This window comes from Pandoraea iniqua (assembly GCF_902459685.1).
Classification (GTDB): Bacteria; Pseudomonadota; Gammaproteobacteria; order Burkholderiales; family Burkholderiaceae; genus Pandoraea; species Pandoraea iniqua.
This window is the reverse complement of record NZ_CABPSF010000002.1, coordinates 916,655-932,607: the sequence shown is the minus strand read 5'-3', so window position 1 is coordinate 932,607 and position 15,953 is coordinate 916,655. Positions and strand designations below refer to the sequence as shown.

At 62.9% G+C, this 15,953-nt stretch carries 15 protein-coding genes; 7 read left to right on the top strand and 8 right to left on the bottom strand.

Features of this window, described 5'->3' with window-relative positions:
* The 3 genes from PIN31009_RS09935 to uvrB all read right to left on the bottom strand — a co-directional run bounded on the left by PIN31009_RS09935 (position 1) and on the right by uvrB (position 4,893).
* Complete coding sequence (locus PIN31009_RS09935; RefSeq protein WP_150790116.1) at positions 1-2,100, bottom strand: site-specific recombinase; 2,100 nt, start codon at positions 2,098-2,100, stop codon at positions 1-3.
* Positions 2,101-2,207: 107 nt separating this feature from the next.
* Positions 2,208-2,684, bottom strand: a complete 477-nt coding sequence (locus PIN31009_RS09930) for a low molecular weight protein-tyrosine-phosphatase (protein WP_174997071.1) — start codon at positions 2,682-2,684, stop codon at positions 2,208-2,210.
* A gap of 121 nt (positions 2,685-2,805) precedes the next feature.
* Positions 2,806-4,893: an excinuclease ABC subunit UvrB gene (gene uvrB / locus PIN31009_RS09925; RefSeq protein ID WP_150684281.1), complete on the bottom strand. Its 2,088-nt coding sequence runs from the start codon at positions 4,891-4,893 to the stop codon at positions 2,806-2,808.
* A 320-nt stretch (positions 4,894-5,213) separates the two neighbouring features.
* Here uvrB and PIN31009_RS09920 point away from each other — a divergent pair, with 320 nt between their 5' ends.
* Entirely contained in the window at positions 5,214-6,413 is a 1,200-nt protein-coding gene (locus PIN31009_RS09920; protein WP_150684040.1) for an amino acid aminotransferase, read from the top strand.
* A gap of 295 nt (positions 6,414-6,708) precedes the next feature.
* Complete coding sequence (locus PIN31009_RS09915) at positions 6,709-7,950, top strand: polyhydroxyalkanoate depolymerase (RefSeq protein ID WP_058379423.1); 1,242 nt, start codon at positions 6,709-6,711, stop codon at positions 7,948-7,950.
* An 88-nt stretch (positions 7,951-8,038) separates the two neighbouring features.
* On the opposite strand, the gene PIN31009_RS09910 is transcribed toward PIN31009_RS09915, so the two are convergent.
* The gene (locus PIN31009_RS09910; RefSeq protein ID WP_150684039.1) at positions 8,039-8,677 is read right to left on the bottom strand and encodes a TetR/AcrR family transcriptional regulator; all 639 of its coding nucleotides are present in this window, start codon (positions 8,675-8,677) and stop codon (positions 8,039-8,041) included.
* A 102-nt stretch (positions 8,678-8,779) separates the two neighbouring features.
* On the opposite strand from PIN31009_RS09910, the gene rsxB reads away from it, so the two are divergent.
* Positions 8,780-9,661 (top strand): electron transport complex subunit RsxB, encoded by an 882-nt coding sequence (rsxB, locus tag PIN31009_RS09905; RefSeq protein WP_150790115.1) that lies wholly within the window; start codon positions 8,780-8,782, stop codon positions 9,659-9,661.
* Between the two features lie 68 nt (positions 9,662-9,729).
* A complete protein-coding gene (gene nth, locus PIN31009_RS09900; RefSeq protein WP_150684037.1) occupies positions 9,730-10,374 on the top strand; it encodes an endonuclease III in 645 nt (214 codons plus the stop codon).
* 123 nt (positions 10,375-10,497) lie between these two features.
* Here the strand turns inward: nth and PIN31009_RS09895 are convergent, their stop codons facing one another.
* Together PIN31009_RS09895 and PIN31009_RS09890 are read right to left on the bottom strand one after the other, a co-directional pair.
* Complete coding sequence (locus PIN31009_RS09895; protein ID WP_150684036.1) at positions 10,498-11,091, bottom strand: malonic semialdehyde reductase; 594 nt, start codon at positions 11,089-11,091, stop codon at positions 10,498-10,500.
* Between the two features lie 146 nt (positions 11,092-11,237).
* Entirely contained in the window at positions 11,238-12,146 is a 909-nt protein-coding gene (locus tag PIN31009_RS09890; protein WP_150790114.1) for a DMT family transporter, read from the bottom strand.
* Between the two features lie 89 nt (positions 12,147-12,235).
* On the opposite strand from PIN31009_RS09890, the gene PIN31009_RS09885 reads away from it, so the two are divergent.
* Positions 12,236-12,667 carry a DUF1841 family protein gene (locus tag PIN31009_RS09885; RefSeq protein ID WP_087688244.1) on the top strand — a complete coding sequence of 144 codons (432 nt, stop codon included), beginning with the start codon at positions 12,236-12,238 and terminating at the stop codon, positions 12,665-12,667.
* 163 nt (positions 12,668-12,830) lie between these two features.
* Here PIN31009_RS09885 and PIN31009_RS09880 read toward each other — a convergent pair whose 3' ends face one another.
* Together PIN31009_RS09880 and PIN31009_RS09875 are read right to left on the bottom strand one after the other, a co-directional pair.
* Complete coding sequence (locus PIN31009_RS09880) at positions 12,831-13,232, bottom strand: c-type cytochrome (RefSeq protein ID WP_058380385.1); 402 nt, start codon at positions 13,230-13,232, stop codon at positions 12,831-12,833.
* 37 nt (positions 13,233-13,269) lie between these two features.
* On the bottom strand, positions 13,270-13,626 hold the full coding sequence (locus tag PIN31009_RS09875) for a c-type cytochrome (RefSeq protein WP_058379430.1): 357 nt from the start codon (positions 13,624-13,626) through the stop codon (positions 13,270-13,272).
* A 281-nt stretch (positions 13,627-13,907) separates the two neighbouring features.
* Here PIN31009_RS09875 and PIN31009_RS09870 point away from each other — a divergent pair, with 281 nt between their 5' ends.
* Both PIN31009_RS09870 and PIN31009_RS09865 read left to right on the top strand, forming a co-directional pair.
* Entirely contained in the window at positions 13,908-14,750 is an 843-nt protein-coding gene (locus PIN31009_RS09870) for an AAA family ATPase (protein WP_087688245.1), read from the top strand.
* A 13-nt stretch (positions 14,751-14,763) separates the two neighbouring features.
* On the top strand, positions 14,764-15,939 hold the full coding sequence (locus PIN31009_RS09865) for a vWA domain-containing protein (RefSeq protein WP_150790113.1): 1,176 nt from the start codon (positions 14,764-14,766) through the stop codon (positions 15,937-15,939).
* Positions 15,940-15,953 lie beyond the last annotated feature (14 nt).

The window sequence follows — 15,953 nt, the reverse complement described above, 5'->3', positions numbered from 1 at the left end:
TTATTTTTCGGGACGAGCTTCGGGGCTCGCGGTGCGTAGCGGAAACAACAGCACCAGTGGATTGCGCAGCACGGCGCGCCAGATGGCGCGGTGGATTTGCCGACGGTCACCCAACCGCAGTGGACGCGATCGGAGCGCCATGTGGAATGCTAACGCAAAACTGACGCCGACGTTGAGCAGGGCCATCGACCCCACCCCCGCCACCGCCAGCCAAAGCGCGGCGTCGTGCAGCACCGGCAGGCCCAGTACGCCGATGGACGTGGCGATCGCCCCCGTCGACAGCGTGACGTGGCGCACTTCGAACGGCAACGCGAACGCAGTCAGTACGGCAGGCACCAGACCGAGCATGAACCCGAGCGTGAGGTTGCCGAGCACCGGCGCAATATGGCGACGGCACCAATCGGCGATACGCGCCGCCCCATTGCGGCCGAAAACAAAGCGCAGACGGCGGTTGTACGCCAGCACGTCGCCGATGCCATGCAGCGCGAACCAGTTGTCCGCCCAGCCGGAGATCAGGCTGGAGCACCACAGCAATACGCCCGTCATCGCGGCAAAGAGCGGCGTCACACCGAGAATCGAGAACGAATTCAGCGTGGCGTGCGCTTTTTCCGGCGGAATCGAATTCATACCCAGCGCCGCCGAGACGCCCCATTGCACCAGCAGGCAGAACGGAAACACCATCGCCAGATTGCCGAAGATGGCCGCCGCCTGCGTCCGCACGAGCGCAATGACTTCGCCGACAAAGGCGTCCATGCCGGCGGCCGTATCCACATCGTCGAGCTTGCTGGCGATGGCCGGTGCCGTCATGGCCGGCTGCTTGGTCGCCAGCGTGAAATGACAGAAATGCATGAACAGGAAGCAGATCGCGTAGTTCGCGCCCGCGAGGAAGCCTTCGACAATCGTCGGCAGGTGTGCACTCGTAATCAGAAACTTCACGTAGACCGTGACCACCGTCACCAGCCCGCCGCCACATGCCATCTTGAGCATCGACAGGTATTCGGGGCGCGTGCGGGCAATGTAATGCTCGCCGGTCTCCGCGCTGCGCTCGACTACCTTGCGCGCCAGCAATCCGAACGATGTGCGCGCCAGTTCTCCCACGCTCTGGCTCGCCCGATTCGCGCGTACCAGATCGGCCAGCAGCCGCACGCGCGCCGTCGCGTGATCGCTGTCGACCAGCCACGCTTCGAGCAGCCGCTCCAACCGGCGGATACGCGACTTCGCGCGCTCCACCAGAAACACGATGTCCACGCTCACGCCGTTCTCGTCCAGATGCGCGTACACCTGCCGCACGGCGCGGCCGCAATCGTCGAGCAGCGCCCGAAACACGTTGAGCTCCTGCACGAAACGCTGGCTCGGCGGCGCACCCGGCACGAGCTCTCGCCCGGCGTCCTCCAGCCCTTGCATGGCACGGCCGAGGCGATAGAACGGCGACTCCGTCACGCGCGGGTACGTCAGTCGCGAGCGCACGGCCTGCGACAACCCGGTCGAGGCGATTTGGTCGACCAGATGATGCATGGCGGCGAGCAGGTCTTCCGCAAAGGGATTCCAGTCGGTGTCTTCGTCGTCGGCCTCGCCGAAATGCAGCAGCGCGATGAGATCGGCCAGCAGCGCGGGCGGCATGTCGCCGATCCAGTCGGCGGCGTCGCCATCGGGGAACATCAGCGAACACAGGGCTGACAGATCGCGGCGCGTGGGCGGCGGCGGAATCAATGCTTTTTCGATGCGCTCGGCCAGCGCGCCCCAGAAGCCCGGGCGCACCGGCATGCCGGTATCGCACAACAGCGAAATCGCATCACTGTCGTTGATGACGCTGCGCAGCGTGCGCGCGACGGGCAAACGCCACGCCGGGTTGCGATCGAGCATTTGCAGCAGGTAGCGCAGGCGGGTGTGCGGCCGGTAGCGGGCGGCCTCCCCTTCGGCGCGGGCTTCGTTGGCGAGCGAACCGCGTTTTTGCACCCAGTGCGCCAACTCGATCAGCCATTGATTGCGCACGGCCAACGGTGCCGTCGGATCCGCATGCGCGAGCAGTTCATCGAGTTGATGGCCCGCGTGGCGTGAAGCACGCCATTTGCGCCAGTAGGACGTAAGGGTGTTGAGCATCTTTCGGGGGAATTCGGGCCGATCAGGCCGAGTTAGGACAGCGATGGCCCGAATGATAGCCCCTGAAGGCGCGTTTGGCGGCCAAAAATCTGGCGCAACGCCCCGTTTCAGCGTGCTTCGCGAAGCCGGGCGAGCAGCCCGTCCAGACCATCTTCGACGTAATCGAGCACGGTTTCGAAGCCGCGTTCGCCGCCGTAATACGGGTCGGGCACTTCGGTCGCGTCGTGGCGCGTCGCGAAGTCCATCAGCCGCACGATCTTGTGCCGGTATTGCGCGGGGCATTGCGCGGTGAGGTCGGCGACGTTCGCATCGTCCATCGCAACGATCCACGTAAAGCGCTCGAAATCGTCCGCCTCGACGCGGCGTGCACGCAATTCGCTCAAATCGTAGCCGCGCTTGGCAGCCGCGGCCTGCGTCCGCGCGTCAGGCGCATGGCCGATGTGATAGCTGTGCGTACCGGCAGAATCGACGCTCACCCTATCGGTCAGCCCGGCCTCTGCCAGACGATGACGAAAAATGCCGTCGGCACTCGGCGAGCGGCAGATGTTGCCCATGCAGACGAAGAGGACTGAGGTCTTTTTCATTGGAACCGTGGATGAGTTGCGAATATGGCGAACAGGAGATCCGGCGTCAGACTAACCAATGCGGTCATTCTGACGCCGGAAACGCATGCCGGTGCGAAGGGATCAGTGTCCGACACCCGCTTCAGAGCTTCGGCCCCAACTCGGCTTCGCTGGCCCCATCCGTGCCGAATACCAGCGCCTTGACGTGAAGCAGTTGATCGCGCACCTTTGCCGCTTTCTCGAACTCCAGATTGCGGGCGTGCTCCTGCATCTGCTTCTCGAGCTTCTTGATCTCGCGCGCAAGCTGCTTCTCGGACATGTCTTGGTAGTGCGCCTGCTCCTTCGCCTCGGCCAGTTCCGCCTTGGCGTCCTGCGGGTCGTACACGCCGTCGATGATGTCCTTGATGCGCTTCTTCACGCCGACCGGCACAATGCCGTTCGCCTCGTTGTGCGCCATCTGCTTGGCCCGGCGACGCTCGGTCTCGCCGATCGCGCGCTTCATCGAGTCGGTCATCTTGTCGCCATACAAGATCGCCGCGCCATTGACGTTACGCGCAGCGCGCCCGATCGTCTGAATCAACGAACGCTCCGCACGCAAAAAACCTTCCTTGTCGGCGTCGAGAATCGCCACCAGCGACACTTCGGGAATATCCAGCCCCTCGCGCAGCAAGTTGATCCCGACCAGCACGTCGAACGCGCCGAGCCGCAGATCGCGGATGATTTCCACCCGCTCGACGGTGTCGATGTCGCTGTGCAGATAACGCACCTTCACACCGTTATCCGAAAGATATTCGGTCAACTGCTCGGACATGCGCTTGGTCAGCGTCGTCACCAGCACGCGCTCGCCTACCGCCACCCGCTTGTTGATTTCACTCAGCACGTCATCCACCTGCGTGCGCGCAGGCCGCACCTCGATGGTCGGATCGATCAGCCCGGTCGGACGCACCACCTGCTCCACCACCTGCCCTGAACGCTTGCCCTCGTAGTCGGCCGGCGTGGCCGAGACGAAAACCGCTTGGCGCATCTTGCGTTCGTACTCGGCAAACTTGAGCGGCCGGTTATCGAGCGCCGACGGCAGCCGGAAACCATAGTTGACCAAGTTTTCCTTACGCGCCCGGTCGCCGTTGTACATGCCGTTGAACTGGCCGATCAGCACGTGCGACTCGTCCAAAAACATCAGCGCGTCGGGCGGCAGATAGTCGACCAGCGTCGGCGGCGGCTCGCCGGGCGCCGCGCCCGAGAGATGCCGCGAGTAGTTCTCAATGCCCTTGCAGAAGCCCAGCTCCTGCAACATTTCCAGATCGAAACGCGTGCGCTGCTCGAGCCGCTGGGCTTCGACGAGCTTGCCTTCCTTATAGAAGAAGTCGAGCCGCTCGCGAAGTTCGGCCTTGATGGTCTCGATGGCGCGCAGCACCGTATCGCGCGGCGTGACGTAGTGCGACGACGGATACACCGTGAAGCGCGGCACCTTCTGACGCACCCGGCCCGTGAGCGGGTCGAACAATTGCAACGTGTCGACTTCGTCGTCGAACAACTCCACGCGCAGCGCCAGCTCGGCGTGCTCCGCCGGGAAGATGTCGATGGTGTCGCCGCGCACGCGGAACGTGCCACGGCCGAAATCGGTCTCGTTGCGCGTGTACTGCATCGCAATCAGGCGCGCGATGATGTCGCGCTGCCCGATCTTGTCGCCCTGACGCACCGTCAGAATCATCTGGTGGTATTCGGTCGGATTGCCGATACCGTAGATCGCCGACACGGTCGCCACGATCACCACATCGCGCCGCTCCAGCAGGCTTTTGGTCGCCGACAACCGCATCTGCTCGATGTGCTCGTTCACCGACGAATCCTTCTCGATGAAGAGATCGCGTTGCGGCACATACGCTTCCGGCTGGTAGTAGTCGTAGTACGAGACGAAGTACTCGACGGCATTGCGCGGGAAGAATTCGCGGAATTCCGAGTAAAGCTGGGCGGCGAGGGTCTTGTTCGGGGCAAAGACGATGGCCGGGCGCCCCATGCGCGCAATCACATTGGCCATCGTGAAGGTCTTGCCCGAGCCGGTCACGCCAAGCAGCGTCTGGAACGCGAGACCGTCGTCGATGCCTTCGGTCAGTTGCGTGATCGCCGTGGGCTGGTCGCCCGCCGCAGGGAACGGGCAGTAAAGCTGGTAAGGCGAATCGGGGAACGTCAGGAACTTGCTCTCGTCGAGCGTGTTGTCAGCCGCAGGGATCATGGCGGGGGTGCGAGCCTGAGAGACGTAATCTGCCATTCTAGCGCGTCAGTCAATTCCTAGAGTCCCATGGGTGACAGGACGACTAAAGGACGGACATCCGAGTCTCGGCCGAATGGCACGCATGGCGGCCGTCAATCCCGGCCATCGGCTGATTTCTCGCCAATTTCTGGCATAAATTGGCAGTTTTCGTGCCGAAATGCCATGTATTCCTGCTGTGTGGCCTGCGGTTTACCACAAGCGCGGGCATTCTTCGTTAAAATGCTTCGTTGCACCTGACACTTTTGTGCCGCATTTTTCCACTACTGCCTCGAGCCGTCGAAATGACTCTCTTCTCCGCTGTCGAACTCGCCCCGCGTGACCCCATTCTTGGTCTGAACGAAGCCTTCAACGCCGATCACCGCACCGATAAAGTGAATCTGGGCGTGGGCGTGTATTTCAACGCGGAAGGCAAACTGCCCCTGCTCAAGGCTGTGAAGGCAGCGGAAGAACAACGCGTTGCCGCCGGCCTGCCGCGCGGTTACCTGCCGATCGAAGGCATTGCCGCGTACGACAAAGCCGTGCAAGAGATGCTCTTCGGCAAAGAGTCGCCGGTACTGACGGAAGGCCGCGTGATCACGGCGCAGGCGCTGGGCGGCACGGGCGCACTGAAGATCGGCGCCGACTTCCTCAAGCAACTGAACCCGAACGCCACGGTCGCCATCAGCGATCCGAGCTGGGAAAACCACCGCGCCCTGTTCACGCAAGCCGGCTTCAACGTCGTCTCGTACCCGTACTACGAAGCCGAAACGCACGGCGTGAACCTGTCGGGCATGCTCGACATGCTGGGCAAAGAGCCGGAAGGCACGATCGTCGTGCTGCACGCCTGCTGCCACAACCCGACCGGCGTCGACCTGACGATGGACCAATGGGCCCAAGTCGTGGAAGTCGTGAAGGCCCGCAAGCTGGTGCCGTTCCTCGACATCGCCTACCAAGGCTTCGGTGACGGCATCGACGCCGACGCCGCCGTGGTGCGCCTGTTCGCCGCCTCGAACCTGAACTTCTTCGTCTCGAGCTCGTTCTCGAAGTCGTTCTCGCTGTACGGCGAACGCGTGGGCGCCCTGTCGATCGTCACGAGCAGCAAGGACGAATCGACCCGCGTGCTCTCGCAGCTCAAGCGCGTGATCCGCACCAACTACTCCAACCCGCCGACGCACGGCGGCTCGGTGGTTGCCGCTGTCCTGAGCAACCCGGAACTGCGCGCCCTGTGGGAAGAAGAACTGGCCGAAATGCGCGAGCGCATCCGCGCCATGCGTCTGGCCTTGGTCGAGAAGCTCCGCGCCCACGGCGTGGAACGCGATTTCTCGTTCGTGATCAAGCAACGCGGCATGTTCTCGTACTCGGGCCTCACCGCCGATCAGGTCGAGCGCCTGCGCGAAGAGTTCGGTATCTACGCCGTGAGCACGGGCCGCATCTGCGTGGCCGCACTCAACGACAAGAACATCGACGTCGTCGCTTCGGCCATCGCCAAAGTGCTGCGCTAAGCGCGTCGGCAGGCGCAAGGGCGGAGACATCGGGCCAAGTTTGGCGTGATGCCCCGGCGATCTTGCGCCGCGCCATACGTGTCATGCGGCAGAATAAGAAAGCCCGCCTCACCGGCGGGCTTTTCTTTGCCCTGATTATGTTGCGCCGCAACAACGATAGTTTATAACAATGGGTCGAATAAGCTAAAACTATCGTCCTGATGCGGAAATGCCATACATCAGGGTTATGCTGCGTTGCACAGCCGCGATAAACGGTTGCATAATTGCCTCCATCACTCGCCTCAGGGCACACAACATGCTGTATCAGATTCACGAGTACAACCGCGCGTGGTTGAATCCCCTCACCACGTGGGCCAAAGCGGCCGCTACCACTTTCGTCAACCCGGGTAGCCTGCTCGCTATGATGCCCGGCGCCCCCCGCATTGCCGCCGGCTACGAGTTGCTCTACCGGCTCGGCAAGGATTACGAAAAGCCCGAATTCAACATCAAAGCCGTCGAAGTCGACGGGCACAACATTCCGGTCGTCGAAATGACCGCGATGGAGAAGCCCTTCTGCCGGCTGCTGCGCTTCAAGCGCTACGCGGATGACGCCAGCGCCGTCGGCCAGCTCAAGGACGACCCGGTGGTTCTGGTGGTCGCCCCGCTGTCGGGCCATCACGCCACGCTGTTGCGCGATACCGTCACGACGCTGCTCAAAGACCACAAGGTCTACATCACCGACTGGGTCGACGCCCGCATGGTCCCGCTCGAAGACGGCGCGTTCCATCTGGACGACTACGTCGCCTACATTCAGGAATTCATTCGCCACATCGGCGCCGAAAACCTGCATGTGATTTCGGTGTGCCAGCCGACCGTGCCGGTGCTCGGCGCGATTTCGCTGATGGCCTCGAACGGCGAGAAAACGCCCAAGACCATGACGATGATGGGTGGCCCGATCGACGCTCGCAAGAGCCCGACATCGGTCAACTCGCTCGCCACGAACAAGTCGTACGAGTGGTTCGAGAATCACGTGATTCATGCGGTGCCGGCTAACTATCCGGGCTCGGGCCGTCTCGTCTACCCCGGCTTCCTGCAACACGCCGGGTTTGTCGCGATGAATCCGGACCGCCATCTGAAGTCGCACTGGGATTTCTATCTGGACCTGATGCGCGGCGACAGCGATGACGCCGACTCGCACCGCCGCTTCTACGACGAGTACAACGCCGTGCTCGACATGGCCGCCGAGTACTACCTCGACACCATCAAGACGGTGTTTCAGGACTTCAGTCTGGCGAGCGGCACGTGGGATGTGTCGGGGCAGCGCGTGCGTCCGCAGGACATCAAGACCACGGCGCTCTTCACCATCGAAGGCGAACTGGACGACATTTCGGGCAGCGGCCAGACGCAGGCCGCGCACGAGCTGTGCACGGGCATTCCGGCCAAGCGCCGGGCGCACTTCACGGCACCGGCGTGCGGCCACTACGGGATCTTCTCGGGCAGCCGCTGGCGCAACGTGATCTACCCGCAGATCCGCGACTTCATCGCCAAGAACAGCTGATCAGGGTAGCGGTCAGTCGATATCAAAAAACCGCCGTGTGAGCTTCGGCCCACACGGCGGTTTTTTCATTGTCCAACGATGCAAAAACTCAGCGGGCGCGCAGCGAATCGATCAGCACCTGCGTGTTGAACGCCGAATACGTCTTGCGCGTGTCGTCGGCCATCACGTCGCGGCCCATGACGATGGACAGCGTGTGGCGGTTCGACATCACGTAATAGCCCATCGCCGAGATCGTCACGTAAAGATTGACCGGATCGATGCCGGTGCGAATCTCCCCGCTCACTTCACCGCGCTTGAGCGTTTCCGCGAGCAATTCCACGATCGGCGAGACTTGCTGACGAATTTCGGTCGACTGACGCATCGACTTCGCTTCGTGCAGGTTCTCGTTGTTGATGAGCTGGATCAGCGCCGGGTGCTCGGCGTAGTAGTCCCACACGAAGTGGGCCAACGCCGCGACCGCGTCGAGCGGGGGCAGCGCATCGAGCTTGAGCGCGTGTTCGGCGCGATTGAATTCTCCATAGACTTCTTCGAGCACCGCCAGATAGAGCTGGTCCTTATTGCCGAAGTAGTAATAGAGCATGCGTTCATTGATGTCCGCTCGGCGCGCAATACTGTCCACGCGCGCGCCGCTCGAACCCCTCTCGGCAAACTCCTCGATCGCAGCTGCCAGAATTCGCTGGCGGGTACGCTCGGGGTCCCGTTTGATCTTGGTTTCTGGCGTCGTCATGATCGGCCGGTCGTTCTCAACGGGCGGAATTATGGCACAACGGTTTCAGTGTTTCCGCAAAATGCAGGATAATTCGTTTTTCGCCGAATCCCCCACAAAGACGTGTCCGAAGTCAACGCGCTCGCGCAGCGCATCGATGCCCTATTGCCCCAGACGCAGTGCACCAAGTGCGGTTACGCCGGTTGCCGGCCGTATGCCGACGCCATCGCCAGCGGGCAGGCCAGCTATAACCAGTGTCCGCCGGGCGGTGCCGAAGGCGTTGCACGTCTGGCGAAGCTGCTCGGCCGTCCGGTGATCCCGCTCAACCCCGAGAACGGCGTCGAACGCCCGCGCCCGCGTGCCGTCATCGACGAATCGCTGTGCATCGGCTGCACGCTCTGCCTGCAAGCCTGCCCGGTCGACGCTATCGTCGGTGCCGCCAAGCTCATGCACACCGTGATCGAAGACCGCTGCACGGGCTGCGACCTGTGCGTGCCGCCCTGCCCCGTCGACTGCATCGAGATGGTGCCGGTCACCGGCGAGCGCACCGGCTGGGACGCGTGGTCGGCCACGCAGGCCGACGAAGCCCGCGTGCATTTCGAGGGGCATCAGGCCCGTCTCGCGAAGGACAAGGCCGAGCGCGAAGCCCGTCTGGCCGCCCGCGCGGCACGCGTGGCACCGACAGCCCCCGCCGCGCCGGACGCCGCCACTGCCTCGACGGCCCCGCAGGGCGAGACAACGCCGGCAACCGCCGCCGCGACCCCACCCGCCGCAGAAGATGCTGCTGCCGCTGCCGCCGCCCGCAAGCAGGCCATCATTCAGGCTGCGCTGGAACGTGCCCGGCAGAAGAAGGCCGCTCTCGCCGAACAGGGTTTGGGGCCGAAGAACACCGAGAACGTGTCCGCCGAAGTGCAGGCACAGATCGACGAAGCCGAAGCGCGTCGCAAGCGCCTGAGCCTGACCGGTACGTCCGACGAGCAAGACAAGACGCCAGACAAGCCATAAACCGCCTTGCCGCGACGCGCCACACCGCCAACAAGCTTAGCCAAGCCGCCACCGCCCACGCCGCCATCATGAACGACGCCAAACGCCGAGCCCTGTTCGAGACGTTGCAGCAACTCAACCCGAACCCCACGACGGAGCTCGAGTACACGTCGCCCTTCGAGTTGCTCATCGCCGTGCTGCTGTCGGCGCAGGCAACCGATGTCTCGGTCAACAAGGCCACCCGCAAGATGTACGCCGTGGCGAACACGCCCGCGAAGATGCTGGCGCTCGGCGAAGCCGGCGTGTCCGATTACATCAAGACGATCGGCCTGTATCGTACCAAGGCGAAAAACGTCATCGCGACGTGCCAGATGTTGCTCGATCTGCATGGCGGCGAAGTGCCTCGCTCGCGTGAAGCGCTGGAAGCGCTGCCGGGCGTCGGCCGCAAGACGGCCAACGTGGTACTCAACACGGCCTTCGGCGAAGACACGATTGCGGTCGATACGCATATCTTCCGCGTGGCCAACCGCACCGGTCTGGCACCGGGCAAAGACCCGCTGGCCGTCGAACTGGCGCTGGAGCGGGTCATCCCGCGCGAATTCAGGCACGACGCTCATCATTGGCTGATCCTGCACGGCCGCTACGTCTGCAAGGCGCGCAAGCCCGAGTGCTGGCATTGCGCCATCGAGCCGCTCTGCGACTTCCGTCCGAAGACGCCCGCGCCGAAAAACTGAAGACGGCCGAAGCCAACGCAATACCGGCACCCGCCATGCAAAACGGGCGCTCCCATCGCAGGGAGCGCCCGTTTTGTTTTGATCTTCCGAAGCCATGCCGGTCGCGCCGGCACGTCAGAAAAATCAGATGATGCGAGCCGCTTCGTCGAACGACAGACGCGGGTTGCGCGGGAACAGCTTGGCGTGATCGCCGTAGCCGAGGTTACAGATGAAGTTCACGCGCCACTCGGTGCCGGCGAAGAACGTGTCGTTGACCTTCTGTGCGTCGAAACCGGCCATCGGGCCAGTGTCGAGGCCCAGCGCGCGGGCGGCGAGAATGAAGTAGCCGCCTTGCAGCGAGCTGTTCATGTGCGCAGCACCGGCGGCCTTGGCGGCGTCGCCCGAGAACATCGGCACCATCTTTTCGGCACCGTTCGGGAACAGCTTCGGCAGGTGCTCGTAGAACTTCAGATCGAAGGCGATGATCGCCGTCACCGGTGCCGTACGCGTCTTTTCGACGTTGCCCGGTGCCATGCATTCGATCAGCTTGGCCTTCGCCTCGGCGCTCTTGACGAACACGATGCGCGCGGGCGTCGTGTTGGCCGACGTCGGGCCCCACTTCACGAGGTCGTACAGCTCACGCAACGTCTCGTCGCTGACCGGCTTGTCGAGCCACTCATTGTGGGTTCGTGCGTCGGTGAACAGTTGGGCGATGGATTCTTTGGCGATAGTGCTCATGGCAATGACCTCGGGTAATGAAGCGCAAATTAAAGCGTGTAGCGAAGACGTGTGGCGACACATAAAGCGAACGGCGATTGTACCGTTGCCCGGCGACCGTCGCTGGCGAGACAAAATTCGCGGCGCGCCCGCCGGAACCAGCGATTTCAGGACGCGGCCGCCGAGCCTCGGGCCGACAACCAGAGCACACCGGCCAGAATCAGGACGCCGCCGCCGAGCTGCGCGGCGGTGAGCGTTTCGCCTAGCAGCATGGCCGCGAGCAACACCGTAACGACGGGCTCCAGCGTGGAGAGCATGGACGCACGCCCGGCGCCAAGGCGCTGCAAGCCGGCAAAGAAGGTCAGGATGGCGATGACCGTGGAACACACGGCAATCGCCACCAGCGCCGCCCAGCCGCCCGTATTCGCCGGCCAGTGCAGCGACAGCCCCTGCCCGGTACGGACCAGCGCCATCGCACTGAATGAGACGGTGGCGGCCAGACACACGAGGGTCGCGGTCGCGCGAGGATCCACGCCGCGCGTGAGCTTCGCCCCGACCACGATGTAGCACGAGTAGATCAGCGCCGACCCCACGGCCAGCGCCATGCCGAGCGGCTGCCCCTGCCCGCCGCCCACGGTGAGCGCGGTGCCGAGCGAGCACAACAGCAGCGCGCCGAGCTTCACGGGCGTCAGGCGCTCGTGCAGAAAGATGGCCGCCAGCACCGTGACGAAAACCGGATAGAGATAGAGCAACAACGCGACCAGCGACGCCTGCGCGTATTGCAGTGCGCCGAAGTAGCACAACGACTGCCCCACGTAGCCGATGCCGCCCATCAACGCGATACCGAGCGATTGCCGCCGCGACGGGAAGGTCACCCGCCGCACCCGGCACCAGACGAGCAGCAATAGCGCCGCCACGAAGAACCGGAACAGCAGCATGGCGAAGAGATCCGCGCCGGACGCGCTGGCCGCACGCGCGAAGATCGCCATCGCCCCGAATGCCGACGCGGATACCGCGATCAACGCGATACCGCCCCAAGCCGATGGCGGGCGGGCATTTTGGACGGTGGCAGGCATAGCGGAGGATTGGGGGCTCTGCGACATGATTAAGCGAATTGAGCGACAATACGGCCTGTTTGGCGTCACGAGAACCCCACGGAGTCCCCATGTTCAATCCCAGCCGCGATGAAGTGCGGCAATTTTTCTGCACGACTTGGCAAAAGCAACGCGACGGCAACATCCTCACGCCGCTCGAAACGATTGCCGCCGACTGGATCAACGAACATCCGGAATACCACGACGCGTTGGGCGACACCGAAGAAGCCAGCGCGCGCGACTACTCGCCCGAAGGCGGCCAGACCAACCCGTTCCTGCACCTGTCGATGCACTTGGCGATCAGCGAACAGGTCTCGATCGATCAGCCGCCCGGCATTCGCGCTGCGTACGAGAAGCTGACCAACCGCCTCGACTCCCCGCACGAAGCGCAGCACCGCATCATGGAGTGTCTGGGACAAACGCTGTGGGAAGCGCAGCGCAGCGGCCAGCCGCCCGATTCCGACGCCTATCTGCAACGCATCGAGCAGCAAGCCTCGCGTTAAGTTGCCCAGCGCGCAGCATAACAACGACAAGCGCGGCAGGCGTGGCAAGAACGACAAGAACGAAGAAAACGACGGATGCCGTGAGGCAACCGTCGTTTTTTGCTTTCTGAACGACGCCGCGTAACTTCGCTACGTCGCCACGCCGCTATTCAGCTATCCCGCCTTACTTCTTGGTGACCAGATCGCCGGGCAGCGACTCGATATACGCGGCCATGTCCTTCAGCTCTTGCGAGGTGAACGGACGCGGCTTGCCGTCTTTGCCGATCGTTGCCGGGTTGGACATCACCTGCGTCTTCATGATGGCGTTGCTACGCCCGAAGACGAGACTCTGTTCGTTCTGATACGCCCGCAGCGCGTTGTACACATAGTCGGCGTACTGCCCTGCCAGCTTCGGATACTCCGGCGTGATCGGTGCGTTCAGGTTCGCGCCGTGGCAGCTCACGCACATGCCCTTGTCGACGAGTGCCTTGCCGTTGGCGATATTGCCCGCAGCATGAGCGGCACCGGTCAGACCGGCCAGCGTGGCGCCGAGCGCCAGGGACGCCGCGAGTGCGGCCTTTGCCATCGAATGCTTCATCGTGTTCTCCTCAGCCACGCACGTTTTACTTCTGGGGATTGACCGGCGTCGACGCCGTTTGCGCCGCGTAGTACGCGGCAATGTCGACGATGTCCTGCTCGGTCAACGTGGCTGCGATGCCATGCATCGTCTGGAACTTGCGATCGCCCTTGGCGTACTCCTTCAGGGCATTTTCGATGTACTTGGCATTCTGTCCGCCGATCCGGGGCACGTGATACACCTCGGGAAACGCGGTCCGATAATCGGGAATGCCGTGGCAGCCAATACACATGGCGACCTTGTCCTTTGCCGCCTCGGGATTGGGCTTGAGTTCGGCCGCATGAAGCGCGGTGAGCGACGTGCTGCCGAGCGCCAGCGCCATCATCGTGAGGAACTTTTTCATGGTCTTCTTGGGAACGTTTTTGGTTGGAATACCGGCCCGCAACACGCAGGTCGCCGTCCCGACTCCAAGGCAGACGACCCGTGAAAAAAGCAATCGATTGTAACCCACACCCCCCAATGCGCAAACTCGGGGCTGACCCGCACAGTTCTCCGAAGTTTTTTCGCAAGCTGTTGATGCGGCAAGACATTTTGAAAGCGCCAGCGAGCCGTATGTGCATTGTCTTATACTGAAGTTTTTCCCTGCCCGGCCGGTTGGCCGGCTGTTTGCGGACGGCTCTGACAATGCGCTTCGAAGGCTCCTCCCAGTACGTCGCCACCGACGACCTCAAACTCGCGGTGAACGCGGCGGCCACCCTGCAACGCCCCCTGCTCATCAAAGGCGAACCCGGCACCGGCAAGACCATGCTGGCCGAAGAAGTCGCCGCGGCGCTCGACATGCCGCTGCTGCAATGGCACGTGAAGTCGACCACCAAGGCACAGCAAGGCCTCTACGAATACGACGCCGTCTCGCGTCTGCGCGATTCGCAACTGGGCGACGAGCGCGTGCGCGACATCGCCAACTACATCGTCAAGGGTGTGCTCTGGCAGGCGTTCGAGGCCGAGCAACAGACGGTGCTGCTCATCGACGAAATCGACAAGGCGGACATCGAATTCCCGAACGATCTGTTGCGCGAACTCGACCGCATGGAGTTCTACGTCTACGAGACGCGCCAGCTCGTGAAAGCGCGCCACCGGCCGCTCGTGATCATCACGTCGAACAACGAGAAAGAACTGCCCGACGCCTTCCTGCGCCGCTGCTTCTTCCACTACATCAAGTTCCCCGATCCGTCGACGATGCAGTCGATCATCGACGTGCACTTCCCGAACATTCGCCATGAACTGGTCAATGCCGCGATGGCGACGTTCTTCGAAGTGCGCGAGATTCCCGGCCTGAAGAAGAAGCCGTCGACCTCGGAGCTGATCGACTGGCTCAAGCTGCTGATGGCCGAAGAGATCGGCCCCGACGCGCTGCGCAGCGCCGACAACAAGCTGGCCATCCCCCCGCTCGCCGGTGCCCTGCTCAAGAACGAACAGGACATGCATCTGTTCGAGCGCCTCGTCTTCATGAACCGCGCCAACCGGTAAGCGCGCCACCGTCATGCTGATCGACTTCTTCTACACCCTGCGCGCGGCCAAGCTGCCCGTTTCGGTCAAGGAATACCTGACGTTGCTCGAAGCGCTGCAACGTCAGGTCATCGCGCCCTCGCTCGACGAGTTCTACTATCTGGCGCGGCTCTCGCTCGTGAAGGACGAGAAGCACTACGACAAGTTCGATCAGGCGTTCGGCGCGTACTTCAAGGGCGTGCAGCAGTTGGTGGATGCCTCCGGCGAAGTGCCGCTCGACTGGCTCAAGAAGCGCATGGAGCGCGAGCTCTCGCCCGAAGACAAGGCGCGCATTCAGGCGCTGGGCGGCCTCGACAAGCTCATGGAGCGCCTGAAGGAACTGTTCGACGAACAGAAAGGCCGTCACGAAGGCGGCAGCAAATGGATCGGCACTGGCGGCACGTCGCCGTTCGGCAATGGCGGCTTCAACCCCGAGGGCATTCGCATCGGCGGCGAGAGCAACGGCAACCGCACGGCCGTCAAAGTGTGGGATCAACGCAGCTATCGCGATTACGACGACACGGTCGAACTCGGCACGCGCAACATCAAGGTGGCGCTGCGCCGCCTGCGCAAGTTCGCGCGCGAAGGCGCCGCCGAAGAGCTCGATCTGGACGATACGATCCGCGCGACCGCGGCCAACGCCGGCTGGCTCGATCTCAAGCTCGTGCCGGAACGCCACAACAATGTGAAGGTGCTGATGCTGCTCGATGTGGGCGGCTCGATGGACGACCACATTGCGCGTACCGAAGAGCTGTTCTCTGCGGCCAAATCCGAATTCAAGCATCTTGAGTTCTACTACTTCCACAACTGCGTCTACGACTATCTGTGGCGGCAGAACCGGCGGCGTCATAACGAACGCTTCGACACGTGGGACGTGCTGCGCAAGTACCCGCCCGACTACAAGCTGATCTTTGTGGGCGACGCCACCATGAGCCCCTACGAAGTGCTGCAACCGGGCGGCTCGGTGGAATACAACAACAAGGAAGCGGGTGCCGTCTGGCTGCGCCGCTTCATCGATCGCTTCCCCAAGCACGCGTGGCTCAACCCGGAGCCCGAGGCGCTATGGCAGTATCGGCAATCGATTTCGGTGATTCGCCAGCTCTTCGCGAACCGGATGTACCCGATTACCCTCGCCGGCCTCGAGACGGCGATGCGCACGCTCAGCAAGTAAGCCCTGCCGGCCCC

Coding starts and splice junctions, on each gene's coding strand:
- PIN31009_RS09935 (WP_150790116.1), bottom strand. CDS start 2,100: ATGCTCAACACCCTTACGTCCTACTGGCGCAAATGGCGTGCTTCACGC.
- PIN31009_RS09930 (WP_174997071.1), bottom strand. CDS start 2,684: ATGAAAAAGACCTCAGTCCTCTTCGTCTGCATGGGCAACATCTGCCGC.
- uvrB (WP_150684281.1), bottom strand. CDS start 4,893: ATGATCCCTGCGGCTGACAACACGCTCGACGAGAGCAAGTTCCTGACG.
- PIN31009_RS09920 (WP_150684040.1), top strand. CDS start 5,214: ATGACTCTCTTCTCCGCTGTCGAACTCGCCCCGCGTGACCCCATTCTT.
- PIN31009_RS09915 (WP_058379423.1), top strand. CDS start 6,709: ATGCTGTATCAGATTCACGAGTACAACCGCGCGTGGTTGAATCCCCTC.
- PIN31009_RS09910 (WP_150684039.1), bottom strand. CDS start 8,677: ATGACGACGCCAGAAACCAAGATCAAACGGGACCCCGAGCGTACCCGC.
- nth (WP_150684037.1), top strand. CDS start 9,730: ATGAACGACGCCAAACGCCGAGCCCTGTTCGAGACGTTGCAGCAACTC.
- PIN31009_RS09895 (WP_150684036.1), bottom strand. CDS start 11,091: ATGAGCACTATCGCCAAAGAATCCATCGCCCAACTGTTCACCGACGCA.
- PIN31009_RS09890 (WP_150790114.1), bottom strand. CDS start 12,146: ATGCCTGCCACCGTCCAAAATGCCCGCCCGCCATCGGCTTGGGGCGGT.
- PIN31009_RS09885 (WP_087688244.1), top strand. CDS start 12,236: ATGTTCAATCCCAGCCGCGATGAAGTGCGGCAATTTTTCTGCACGACT.
- PIN31009_RS09880 (WP_058380385.1), bottom strand. CDS start 13,232: ATGGCAAAGGCCGCACTCGCGGCGTCCCTGGCGCTCGGCGCCACGCTG.
- PIN31009_RS09875 (WP_058379430.1), bottom strand. CDS start 13,626: ATGAAAAAGTTCCTCACGATGATGGCGCTGGCGCTCGGCAGCACGTCG.
- PIN31009_RS09870 (WP_087688245.1), top strand. CDS start 13,908: ATGCGCTTCGAAGGCTCCTCCCAGTACGTCGCCACCGACGACCTCAAA.
- PIN31009_RS09865 (WP_150790113.1), top strand. CDS start 14,764: ATGCTGATCGACTTCTTCTACACCCTGCGCGCGGCCAAGCTGCCCGTT.